Source organism: Coleofasciculus sp. E2-BRE-01, assembly GCF_040221695.1.
Classification (GTDB): domain Bacteria; phylum Cyanobacteriota; class Cyanobacteriia; order Cyanobacteriales; family Coleofasciculaceae; genus Coleofasciculus.
Genome location: NZ_JAVKEA010000010.1, coordinates 59,545 through 70,635, shown reverse-complemented (window position 1 = coordinate 70,635; position 11,091 = coordinate 59,545). Strand labels below are relative to the sequence as shown.

The 11,091-nt window shown below is 45.6% G+C and carries 11 protein-coding genes and 2 pseudogenes; 6 read left to right on the top strand and 7 right to left on the bottom strand.

From position 1 onward, the window contains the following. The first annotated feature begins 283 nt into the window (after nt 1–283). On the top strand, nt 284–1,795 hold the full coding sequence (locus RIG66_RS01630; RefSeq protein WP_446374574.1) for a hydroxysqualene dehydroxylase: 1,512 nt from the start codon (nt 284–286) through the stop codon (nt 1,793–1,795). Nucleotides 1,796–1,891: 96 nt separating this feature from the next. Here the strand turns inward: RIG66_RS01630 and RIG66_RS01625 are convergent, their stop codons facing one another. Together RIG66_RS01625 and RIG66_RS01620 are read right to left on the bottom strand one after the other, a co-directional pair. Beyond that, nucleotides 1,892–2,929, bottom strand: coding sequence for an N-acetylmuramoyl-L-alanine amidase (locus RIG66_RS01625; RefSeq protein WP_446374572.1), 1,038 nt, complete (start codon nt 2,927–2,929; stop codon nt 1,892–1,894). A gap of 230 nt (nt 2,930–3,159) precedes the next feature. Continuing rightward, nucleotides 3,160–3,303, bottom strand: a complete 144-nt coding sequence (locus RIG66_RS01620; protein ID WP_446347227.1) for a hypothetical protein — start codon at nt 3,301–3,303, stop codon at nt 3,160–3,162. A 255-nt stretch (nt 3,304–3,558) separates the two neighbouring features. Between RIG66_RS01620 and RIG66_RS01615 the strand changes: the two are divergent. The 4 genes and pseudogenes from RIG66_RS01615 to RIG66_RS01600 all read left to right on the top strand — a co-directional run. Further along, nucleotides 3,559–3,954 (top strand): annotated as a pseudogene (locus RIG66_RS01615) (ATP-binding protein); the annotation flags it as partial. Nucleotides 3,955–4,225: 271 nt separating this feature from the next. Then, nucleotides 4,226–4,444 (top strand): hypothetical protein, encoded by a 219-nt coding sequence (locus RIG66_RS01610; RefSeq protein ID WP_446374569.1) that lies wholly within the window; start codon nt 4,226–4,228, stop codon nt 4,442–4,444. After that, nucleotides 4,441–4,830, top strand: a complete 390-nt coding sequence (locus tag RIG66_RS01605; protein ID WP_446374568.1) for a type II toxin-antitoxin system VapC family toxin — start codon at nt 4,441–4,443, stop codon at nt 4,828–4,830. Before RIG66_RS01610 ends, RIG66_RS01605 begins: the two co-directional genes overlap by 4 nt. 156 nt (nt 4,831–4,986) lie before the next feature. Then, entirely contained in the window at nt 4,987–5,604 is a 618-nt protein-coding gene (locus RIG66_RS01600; protein ID WP_446374566.1) for a hypothetical protein, read from the top strand. 276 nt (nt 5,605–5,880) lie between these two features. Here the strand turns inward: RIG66_RS01600 and RIG66_RS01595 are convergent. After that, nucleotides 5,881–6,165: pseudogene (locus RIG66_RS01595) on the bottom strand (type I restriction enzyme endonuclease domain-containing protein); the annotation flags it as partial. A 62-nt stretch (nt 6,166–6,227) separates the two neighbouring features. On the opposite strand from RIG66_RS01595, the gene RIG66_RS01590 reads away from it, so the two are divergent. After that, entirely contained in the window at nt 6,228–6,545 is a 318-nt protein-coding gene (locus RIG66_RS01590) for a hypothetical protein (protein WP_446374564.1), read from the top strand. Here the strand turns inward: RIG66_RS01590 and pstB are convergent. The 4 genes from pstB to pstS all read right to left on the bottom strand — a co-directional run bounded on the left by pstB (nt 6,542) and on the right by pstS (nt 10,820). Further along, complete coding sequence (pstB, locus tag RIG66_RS01585) at nt 6,542–7,369, bottom strand: phosphate ABC transporter ATP-binding protein PstB (protein ID WP_446374562.1); 828 nt, start codon at nt 7,367–7,369, stop codon at nt 6,542–6,544. The two genes, RIG66_RS01590 and pstB, sit on opposite strands and share 4 nt — an antisense overlap. Nucleotides 7,370–7,492: 123 nt before the next feature. After that, a complete protein-coding gene (gene pstA / locus RIG66_RS01580) occupies nt 7,493–8,404 on the bottom strand; it encodes a phosphate ABC transporter permease PstA (RefSeq protein ID WP_446374560.1) in 912 nt (303 codons plus the stop codon). Nucleotides 8,405–8,429: 25 nt separating this feature from the next. Further along, complete coding sequence (gene pstC / locus RIG66_RS01575) at nt 8,430–9,380, bottom strand: phosphate ABC transporter permease subunit PstC (RefSeq protein WP_446374558.1); 951 nt, start codon at nt 9,378–9,380, stop codon at nt 8,430–8,432. A gap of 306 nt (nt 9,381–9,686) precedes the next feature. Then, nucleotides 9,687–10,820, bottom strand: coding sequence for a phosphate ABC transporter substrate-binding protein PstS (gene pstS, locus RIG66_RS01570; protein WP_446374556.1), 1,134 nt, complete (start codon nt 10,818–10,820; stop codon nt 9,687–9,689). Nucleotides 10,821–11,091: the final 271 nt, after the last annotated feature.

Below are 11,091 nucleotides of genomic sequence, written 5' to 3'. Positions count from 1 at the left end.
TTTCATGGCTAACATTATACCAACTAGCGGGAAATAACTGGAAATACTTCGGGCGTTTAGCCGAAGTATTTCCCGCTCTCCCCCTACGGCTTACCTCCACTTCGTTCCGGTTGAAGCCGTAGCTCCTCGCGATTTAGGTGGGAAGTGAGAAAGCTTCAACCAGCTTTTTCCAACCTGAATGAGAGTGGGCATCTTGCCTGCTTCATTATTTGGGCAGAGTTGGGCTGACGCAAGCCCCACTAATCATGGCATCCTAAATAAAGAGAGAGTTATGAGATCAAGGATGTCAGAAGCGTCAGCACAAAAGCGGATAGTCGTCGTTGGTGCAGGATGGGCAGGTTTAGGTGCGACTCATCATCTTGCCCAACAAGGCTACGATGTTACTCTTCTAGAAGCCACCCCCTATCCTGGTGGATTGGTGGCTGGATGGAAAACCTCTGGCGGACGTTCAGTCGAGGGGGGTATTCATGGGTTCTGGTATCCCTATCGCAATATCTTTCGCCTGGTTAACGAATTGGGACTTCAACCCTTCACACCTTTTACCCATTCCTCCCAATATTCTCCTGCTGGGTTAGAAGTCGAATCGCCTCTGTTTCAGAATGAGTTCCCGCTTCCTACCCCATTGGGAACGTTTCTCTATCCCAACTTTAGACGCTTACCTCTGATTGACAGGCTTTCGGCTTTACCTCTGTTGTATGCTCTGATTGATTTTGATAATTCTGATCAAGCATGGCGACGTTATGATCAGGTAACCGCCCGCGAACTCTTTAAACAGTTTGGTGTCTCTGCCCGATTATATCGGGATTCCTTTGAACCGATGCTGTTGGTGGGGTTATTTGCCCCCGGTGAGCAATGTTCAGCCGCCGCCGCCCTGGGAATGCTCTATTACTTCATTTTGGCTCACCAACCTAATTTTGATGTTGTCTGGTGTCGGGGAACGGTGGCAGAGATGATTTTTAAACCCTGGGTGGAGCGGATTGAGAAAGCCGGGGGACGAGTGCTGACGAATAAGCGGGTGAATGATATTCTCTTGGACGATAGGGGTAAGGCTAAAGCGGTTGTCTGTGGTGAGGATATCTTTGAAGCCGATGCGGTTATTTTTGCCGTTAGTGTCAATGGCATGAAAAAAATTGTCAGTGCGAGTAGTAGTTTGCAACCCTATTCGGAATTCCGGAATTTGAGAAACTTAGGCGCAATTGATGTTCTGGCAACCCGGTTATGGTTTGACCGAAAAGTTATTCTGCGGAATCCGTCTAATGCTTGTTTTGGCTTTGATCCGACGACGGGGTGGACATTTTTTGATTTGAATGCGTTGCATGATGAATATGCGTATGAACCGGGAAGTGTCATTGAAGCGGATTTTTATCATGCGAATCAGTTATTGCCAATGAGTGATGAGCAAATTGTGGCAAAGGTTCATCGAGATTTAGCCACTTGTGTGCCAGAGTTTCGGGATGCCAAGGTTATTGATAGCAGTGTGATTCGTGTACCGCAAGGTGTAACGCATTTTGCACCGGGAAGTTATCAGTATTTGCTGCCAGCGACCACTCCGATTGATAATGTGTTTATGAGTGGGGATTGGATTGTTACGAATCACGGTTCTTGGTCACAGGAGAAGGCATACATAACGGGTTTAGAGGCGGCAAATTTAGTAATTGACCGTTTTGGATATGGAAATAAGGCAACGATTATTCCGGTTGAACCGGATGAACCTCATATTCAACTGGGGCGGATAATTAATAAAACGGTGCGGGATTGGGGGAAAACAGTATTACCCGATTTTTGGTTGCCTTAGAAGAAAGGCGGATGGTAGATGGCACGAGGTTAGGGAGGGCGGGTTTTGTTGAAAGGTTATCGGTCAATAGCACTGGTTTAGCGGCTAAACCCGCCCCTACAATTTATTCGTTGGATTCTGCCGAATATATTGTAAGATACCTTGTGCGATCGCGCCTGCCATTTGGCTCTGGTATTCGGGTGTTGCTAGGCGTGGGTTATCGTCTCGTCCGGTAACAAATCCAACTTCCACGAGAACGGCGGGTATGGGGTTATTACGCAGAACGTAAAATCGGGCTTGTTTCACGCCGCGATCGCGAATTGGAATTGCCTGTAAAATACTGTTATGTATGGTTTGAGCCAGACCCTGACCATTCGAGTAATAATAGGTTTCTAATCCATTCACATCAGGACGACGACCAACAGCATTTGCATGGATACTCACAAATAAATCGGCTTGGGCTTGTTTTGCCATCTCCACGCGGGGTGCTAAGTCTACAAAATAATCACTGGTTCGGGTGAGAATTACTTGAATTCCTTGTTGCTGTAAAATGGTGGCAACTTGTTGAGAGATGGGCAAAATTACATCCTTTTCCCGCAATCCATTTAACCCAACCGCACCGGGATCTTTTCCCCCATGTCCGGGATCAACCATAACCACAATACGGCGGTTGGGAACTTGGGAATTATAAAAGGGAGGATTGCTGGTTGTTGGAGGTATAACAGAATTTTGCGACGGTAGGGGGGTTGGTGTGGTTAATTGGACAACTTGTTGCGCTGGCGGTAACTGCACTGTCCACATCCGAGGGGAGAATCCCTTCAATAGAACTTGTTGGGGATTAATCGTATAACCCGGATTAAACTCAATCACCAAGCGCGTGGTTTGGGGATTCAATTGACTGACACGCACCACCCGCACTGCACCACCGACTAATTGTTCTAATTTGGCATTCTCCAGGGGGATACCGGGTAAATCAATTACCAGGCGGTTGGGATTGGTAAGAAATTGCCCAGTAGGTTGTACGCCTTCATCAGTGGTAAAGACGAGTTGATTTTGATTCACATCAAAGCGCCAGGAGAGTAATCTCGCCGCTTGCGCTGGAAAGGAGAGCAAAAAAAAGCCGAGAAAACTGGGAAGTAGCCAGTGCAGTTTCACCGTTAAAGTTCCCTTACATAAATGAATGACGAATGACACTATCCACCGTTAACTTTAATTGTGTCCACCCACTTATTGTTTTGAATAAGAGTAAAAGTGGCTTTCTCGATTTTAAAAGGAGAATTTGAGATTGTCTCGCACCTGATGGAGTTAAATGTTAATTGTTTACAATTGAGAGACTTCCCAATCAGGATAATTCCCCTTATGTCAAACCAACGGCTATAGAAATTCTACCCTTCAATATCCTTATCGTTGATTAGCACATACATCCAGACAACGACAACCGCCGTCACCAGCAGCAGGGGGTATTCAGCCAGCGCCGCTAAGATTACAATAATCTCCAGGATAGTTTTTAGGTCTTCAAATCGTTTCATTGAATCAGATTGAACTCATAATCCCATTCAAGGAGAAGGCTAGGTGAGTACCGGGTTGAGAAATTTGGCTTGGATGGCTGACTTATGGCTAACTTTGAGTTGACCTGAATCCACTTGTCGCTGATTATGAATAATGGCGCGATCGCTTAAAGTTGCCCCAGACTACAGAAACCACGTCAAATCAGCACTTCGGCGCAATGGCTACCCCAGCCAAAAGAAGTTTGCTGAACACGTTACCCCATCGTTATCCACGGTGAAAAAATTCCTCAGTTAGATGATGGGTTTTGGGAAAGTTTGCGGTCTTTAGCCACAAATCAGACGGGGGGAAATCTGGCTTTTGTCTTAGCCACACCGGAATCTCCCCTAGATTTGGCGTCTCATACCGGACATAGTTCTCCCTTTTTCAATATCTTTGGCTATACCGCCTATCTGGGCGCATTGACAGAGGTGGAGGCGCGGGAATTGATTGACAGTTCACCGATTCCGTTTCCGGTTGAGGATGTAACCTGGATTTTGGAGAAAAGTCAATGTTTACCCCTACTGCTGCAAATTCTTTGTCGCGAACGTTTGTTTAGTTTGGAAGAGGGGGAAACGGGGGATGATTGGCGGGAAGAGGGATTAAGACAAATAGAACCTTTCACGAAAGGTTAGAGAACCCAGCGCGTAGGGTGCGTTAGCGTAGCGTAACGCACCTTAACCTGAAGTTCCCCCAGCCAAAAAATCAAAACTGCCTCACCGTGCGGCTTTCGGCGATTTTTTAGCCGCTCTACATGGGTACAATCGCTGAAACCTTGATGTAGCGTGGGTTTCCGTCGATTATTAAAATAGGTTGGGAAAACGTTAGTAAACCCAACGACTCTAGCGAATAAGCTACGTTTTCCACAAATCAAGATAAGCAACATTCAGGAAGAGACAAACAAACATGAAAGCACATCGGATAGAAGCCAAATTAACTAAAACTGGAACATTGACGCTCAATAATTTACCCTTTCAAGCTGGAGACGCCGTTGAAATCATTATTCTAGAACGTCATCTTACATCTCTAAATTCAAATCCTGCTTCTCTACGCGGTAAAGTTATTCGCTATGATGATCCATTTGATTCAGCTATATCTGTTGAAGATTGGGAAGTTCTGCAATGATAATACTGGATACCCATATCTGGATTTGGTGGGTTGACGACAATCAGCGATTAACTCAGCAACATCGAAAGTGGATAAAAAACTACCAGGAACAAGGCTTAGGAATTAGCATAATTTCTTGTTGGGAAGTTGCTAAATTGGTTGAGGTTGGCAAACTTACTCTGTCAATTTCAGTTGAGGAGTGGTTAGCAGGCGCTTTAACTTATCCAGGAGTGCAACTACTCAATCTGACAATTCCCATAGTAGTTGAGTCAACTAAACTGATAGGATTTCATCGCGATCCATCTGACCAGATAATTGTTGCTACAGCAAGAATCTATGGATGCCCGTTACTAACGGCTGACACCAAAATTCTGAATTATCCTGATGTACAAACTCTCAACTAAACAAATTCTCAGGAGTAGGTTAGGAAAATCCAAGGAAACCCAACGCGATCGGATAAATGGTTGGGTAGAGCGAGCGCTTTACCCAACCTAGAACTACAAGAACATTGTAGGGGCGCAAGGCTTGCGCCCACTCACGACACGATAAAGAGGTCAACCATGTCATTTAGCAGTTATAAAAGTATTGGCGTAGTCGCTAAAGCCTTTCAAATCAAATATATTCGAGACAATTTCATTACCGAGATTGAATTTGACGTGAGTGATAGTTTTCGGAATGAATTAGAGTTAATTTTAAATGAGGGAGTGTTTGACAATTCAGACAGGGCAATTTGTGAGACGATTATTTATCCCATATTAAAAGAAGTTTGGAAAGCTTATCGCCGCAATTTCTTGCTCTGGAGTCACCAAGCCTTGACCTACGATGAAAATTTATCGGGAACTCCTGATTATATCGTGGCGAAGCGCTCTCCCTTGGGGACAGTGGTGTTTGATAAGCCCTATTTTGTAGTCGTTGAGGCAAAGAAAGAGAGTGACTTTACTGAAGGATGGGGGCAATGTTTGGCAGAAATGGTGGCGGTGCAGAAAATTAACAATGATCCAGGACAAAGGATATTTGGTGTTGTTTCCAATGGGGCGATATGGCAGTTTGGTCAACTGATAGCGGATAACTTTACCCAAAATAAGCGGTTTTATACAATTCAGGACTTGGAGCGGTTATTTGCTGCCGTGAATTATGTTTTTCAACAATGTGAGTTACAGTTGGAACAGCAATTGTAAATCGTTGTATCTCAAACTTGCATTTTTGTCAGTAAGCCCCGACATCCGCCCGGAGTTCAAACTCCGGGCTAAGAGCTACTGTCCACTTTAGGGTCTTCCGTAGTTAGTGTGCTAAATTGTTAGTTAGATTTGCCCAAGTATTGGACAGCAATAGCTTTAATCGTTTTTACCCGAATTTCAATTTATTTTGAGGCGATCAAAAGCTACAGCCCTTGTGTGGAAAACCTTCTGACTCATTAAAACTGATAATTTAGCACACTAAGTCCGGAAGACCCCATAATTGGTCGTTCCTTTGAGACTATTTAGCTTTTCTCCAGTTTGAGCGCTGAAATAAGACAGGTAGTTGTAATCGGCGAGAATTTGCTCGACGATTTCCAGTTTGGTTAAAAATAAGCCTAGGGCGACGTCTTGGTCGAGGGTGAGTTGACCTTTGCCGCCGCTTTGGGAATAAAAGGATAATGCTTTTTTGAGTTCGCTGGCGACGCCGAGATAATCGACGATTAAGCCGCCTTGCTTTTCAAAATAAACGCGGTTAATTCGGGCGATCGCCTGCATTAAATTATCACTACATCGCTTGGTTACAATACCTGATCCTTCATTTCCTCCAACCTTGGGGGTATCAGTTGCAGGGTGAAGTTAACTGGCAAGGCGAAGATCCCACGGATCAGGGAGTGATTCGGGTTGAAAATAATCAGCTTGTTTTGCCAGCCGGGATTGATTTTCTCAAGGAAGCAACTGCCCCCATTCCTGTCCCCCATCCGGTGATGCAAGGATTAGAAGCCATTCAAGCTGTCAATAAAACGGCTTTGTATAGTTGGTTGGCGGCTGAACAAACAGCCATTGAATTAGGGTATCCTGAAACTGCCCAATGGATTCAATCCCATCTGGAACTGTATATCCGTGGGATGAAGCAAGGGTTTGTTGGGGACGATAAAACTTAGCCGAAACGTCCGCTTACATAGTCTTTCGTGGCTTCCTCCTTGGGATTTTGGAAGATATTTTCGGTTTCGTCGTACTCAACTAAATACCCCTGTTTCCCCCCCTTTTCTGTGGCTCTGGCATTGAAGAAGGCGGTCATATCAGCAACCCGTGTGGCTTGCTGCATATTGTGAGTCACAATCACAATACTGTATTTTTGTTTCAGTTCGTGCATTAAGTCTTCAACCTTGAGGGTGGAAATCGGGTCAAGAGACGCACAAGGTTCGTCCATTAATACCACATCCGGGTTAATCGCGATCGCACGGGCAATACACAACCGCTGCTGTTGTCCTCCAGATAGGGACATCCCGTTGGTTTTCAGCTTATCTTTGACCTCATCCCATAAGGCGGCAGCGCGTAGGGAGTTTTCCACCAATTCATCTAGATTCCCTTTATAGTTATTTACCCTAGCACCGTAGGCAATATTGTCATAAATTGTTTTGGGAAATGGGTTGGGCTTTTGGAACACCATACCAATCCGCCGTCGGACTTCTACCGGATCAACCTTTTTGTCATAAAGGTCTTTCTGGCGATAGTAAACCTTACCCTCAATGTGAAATGAATCAATTAAATCATTAAGACGGTTAAAGCAACGAATCAATGTACTTTTACCACAACCCGAAGGACCGATAAAAGCGGTAATACGGTTTTTGGGAATATCCATAGACACCCCTTTCACCGCTAAAAATTTGCCATAGTATATATCTAGGTCTTCCGTTCGTAAAACCGTTTCCGTTGATTGTTCATTGCCTTGATTCGGACTGGCAACTTTTTGATTAGATTTCATGATAATTCACCTTAATTTTGAGATTACTTGCTGTTACGATAACTGGATTTGAAGATTTAGACTTTGAACCTTCATCTCCCATTCTATATAGGTAGGTTGATTGGGTAATTCATAACTCATAATTCAGTAAATGCTTTTCCGGGTTGCCCAGCGAGAAATTACACTGGTTAACAAGACCAAAGCCACCAGGATTAAAGAAGCTGCCCAGGCTAATTCTTGCTGATCCGAAAAAGGCGAGGTGGCAAAATTGTAAACTAATACGGCTAGGGAGGGAGTCGGGTCACATATTCCTGAGGGCCAAAAGAAGGTGAATAGAGCCGTGAAAATCAGGGGGGCGGTTTCGCCAGCAGCGCGAGCAACCGCCAAGGTGGTTCCCGTTAGGATCGCGGGTAAAGCGGCGGGAAGAACCACTCTCAATACCGTTTGATATTCCGACGCTCCCACACCCACAGACGCCCAGCGTACATCTTGAGGCACGATTTGCAGGGCTTCATCCGTGGTTCTGATAATAATGGGTAGCATCAGTACCGCCAGGGCTACGCCTCCCGCCAATGCGGAAAAGCTACCTGCACAGGGGATGAATCCTGGTCCTAGCACAATAATCCCATAAGCAAATATCCCGGCAATAATTGAAGGGACACCACTGAGGACATTAGTGGCAAAGCGAATCCAGCGAGCAATTGGACCCGAACTAAATTCAGATAGATAAACGGCTGCCAAAACACCAATGGGAACACTAATCAGCGCTCCAATTCCAACCACAATTAATGTGCCGACAATTGCATTGCCAACGCCGCCACCCGATAAACCCGCAGCAGGTGGCAATTCTGTAAATAAGTTCCAGTTCAGGCGGTTAAATCCTTTAATGATCACATAGATAATCACCGCAAATAACGGGATTAGGGCAATAACCAGGCAAGCTCCGGCTAGGATGGTCATCACGATACCAAATATCGATCGCCCACTCGTGTATGAACGGGTAAAACTGTGAGTTGGAAAGTCTTCAGGTTGTGTATCTTGAAAATCCTCTGACATAAAATTTTTTGAGTTTTGAATTAACTTAAAACTTCTTAACTTGGCGCACAATCAGCTCTGCCAGGATGTTCACGATTAGGGTTAAGACAAATAGCACAAACCCGGCATACATTAACGCCGCCACCTGTAAACCGGAGGCTTCGGCAAATTGGTTAGCCAATAGGGAAGCAATTGTATTGGCTGGGGCGAGTAGAGAAAAATTAAGTTGATTAGCATTACCAATCAGCAAGGTTACTGCCATAGTTTCTCCCATGGCTCGACCTAGCCCTAACATTATGCCACCAACAATGCCTGAAAATGCTGCTGGAATCAGAACCCGAAAAATAGTTTGCCAGCGGGTAGCCCCTAACCCTAGAGACGCTTGTCGCAAATCTGGAGGGAGGGAAGCTAAGGAATCGCGAGAAATTGCCGTGATAATTGGCAAAATCATAATCGTTAAAATAATCCCAGCCGGAAACATACCTACTCGTGTTGGTTCTGTACCAAACAAAGGAATCCAGCCGAAGGTGTTATTTAGCCACTGCTCAAGGGGTAACAGGATTGGCACCAACACATAAATGCCCCATAGCCCATACACCACACTGGGAATCGCCGCTAACAATTCCACCATAAACACCAGCGTCGTCCGCACGGATTGGGGGAGAAAGTCTTCGCTCAAAAAGAGGGCGGTGCCAATTCCTAGAGGTACAGCAAACAGCAGCGCGATCGCGGAACTCACCAGCGTCCCGTAGATCATGGGTAGCGCCCCATATTCTTCTTCAACGGGATTCCAAGCGCTGTTGACCAGAAAATTCAGACCAAATTCCCGTATCGCGGGTAAGGCTTCTATGCCTACTGTGATCGCGATGAAGATTAAAATTCCCGCGACTGACAGCGCCAAGATGCGAGCCAGCCAAACAAACCCCCTATCTAGGGTTTTTTCTACCTTAGACCGTTCGGGGAGTACTGCTGAAGTGGACTCAGCTTGTGTGGTCATAATTAATGAACGTGAACCGACGTTAAGAATTTAAGGATACCAGTGAACCGATCAAACGTAGTAAGCTGTCATGCGTTTAAATTGGGTATTAGTAGCGAGCAAGAGGCTCGCACTACTAAGGATAGAAGCCATTATTAACATTAAAGTTTGGCTACCGAACAGCTTATCTGAGGAAGGTAGGGTCAAGTCTTCTGTCGGGGCGGGTTTCGCTGTTATCGTTGCTTATTGACCCCGATGGAACTAAACCCGCCCTAACCGAGTGGAATAATTTTGAATTAACCTCCAACTTTCTCAGTTTGTGTGAAGCTATTCACTAACCTCAATGTCATAGTCAGGGCTAATCACATCTGCCGCCTCTGCCACTTTTTCCCGCACATTTTGCGGTAGTGCCACATAGCCTAACTCCGGCGCAATTTCTTGACCTTCTGTCAACGCATATTCAATCGTGGCTTCCAAGGATTTAGCCGTCTCCGGATCATCATACTCTTGGTAAGCCAAAAGCCACGTATAAGTAACAATGGGATAGGATTCCTCACCTTCGGGATCAGAAATAAATGCCCGCAGATTTTCCGGTAAAGTAACGGCTTCTAACGTCTTGGATGCCGATTCATCACTGGGCGTGACAAAATTCCCGGATTGGTTTTCCAAGGCAGCAAAGTTGAGGTCATTCTGCTTGGCGTAGCCGTATTCGACATAGCCGATCGCACCATCGGTTTGTTGAATCTGAGCCGTAACCCCTTCATTTCCCTTTGCGCCAACCCCGGTGGGCCACTCGACGGTTTTGCCTTCCCCAACTTGTTCTTCCCACTCCGGACTAATCGCACTCAGGTGTTTGGTAAAGACGCCTGTAGTACCACTACCATCGGAACGGTGAATCACGGTAATCGACTGATCGGGCAACTCTACACCCTCATTTGCCGCCGCAATTGCCGGATCATTCCAGTTGGTAATGTTGCCCAGAAGAATATCCACGTACACATCCCGTGGCAGTTTCAATTCTTCTACTCCTCCCAGGTTGTATGCCAGTACGATACTGCCAGCCGTTATCGGCAGCATGAGAACGCCTCTATCGACTTGCTCGATTTCTTCGTCCTTCATTGCCACATCGCTAGCCCCGAAGTCTACCGTACCTTGAGTAAACTGTTCAACGCCAGCGCCACTACCGACAGATTGATAGTTGACCCGGAGCATCGGATATTGACTACTGATGTCTTGGAACCAACGCTGATAAATCGGGGCGGGGAACGATGCACCAGCACCTGTTAGCGCTACAGATTCAGCGAGGGCGAGTTTGTCATCACCCCCACCCATGTCAGTTTCTCCATCTGTCATGTCAGCCTCTTGCTCCCCTCCGCATGCCGCTAGGCTAACTGCCAGAACTAGAACGGAAACTGAGCGAACTAAACGAGCTGGATTGATGAAAGCGAGACGGAACACCATTTGACTAAGCCTCAAAGACAGTTACACTACCGTATAGTCTCTTGCAGGATACCCCTCATTCGTAAAGAGAAGGTTAACAAATTCCAATTAAATGTCACGGAGTTGCCAAAACTTTATTCTCAACTCGGCAGATAGATAAAGGTATCATTATTTCCCGTTAGTTGTGGAAGTTTCTTAAGTGAAGGAAATTATTGAATATTTTTCTCGATAAATATTGGATAATATACTCGTTTAATTATGCCAAATGAATCAAGTCGCCAGCCGATAGAAA

What these genes read in the sequence shown, in the direction of transcription:
- RIG66_RS01610 (WP_446374569.1), top strand. Translation starts at nt 4,226, where the DNA reads ATGAAAGCACATCGGATAGAAGCCAAATTAACTAAAACTGGAACATTG.
- RIG66_RS01630 (WP_446374574.1), top strand. Translation starts at nt 284, where the DNA reads ATGTCAGAAGCGTCAGCACAAAAGCGGATAGTCGTCGTTGGTGCAGGA.
- pstB (WP_446374562.1), bottom strand. Translation starts at nt 7,369, where the DNA reads ATGAAATCTAATCAAAAAGTTGCCAGTCCGAATCAAGGCAATGAACAA.
- RIG66_RS01605 (WP_446374568.1), top strand. Translation starts at nt 4,441, where the DNA reads ATGATAATACTGGATACCCATATCTGGATTTGGTGGGTTGACGACAAT.
- RIG66_RS01620 (WP_446347227.1), bottom strand. Translation starts at nt 3,303, where the DNA reads ATGAAACGATTTGAAGACCTAAAAACTATCCTGGAGATTATTGTAATC.
- pstC (WP_446374558.1), bottom strand. Translation starts at nt 9,380, where the DNA reads ATGACCACACAAGCTGAGTCCACTTCAGCAGTACTCCCCGAACGGTCT.
- pstS (WP_446374556.1), bottom strand. Translation starts at nt 10,820, where the DNA reads ATGGTGTTCCGTCTCGCTTTCATCAATCCAGCTCGTTTAGTTCGCTCA.
- pstA (WP_446374560.1), bottom strand. Translation starts at nt 8,404, where the DNA reads ATGTCAGAGGATTTTCAAGATACACAACCTGAAGACTTTCCAACTCAC.
- RIG66_RS01600 (WP_446374566.1), top strand. Translation starts at nt 4,987, where the DNA reads ATGTCATTTAGCAGTTATAAAAGTATTGGCGTAGTCGCTAAAGCCTTT.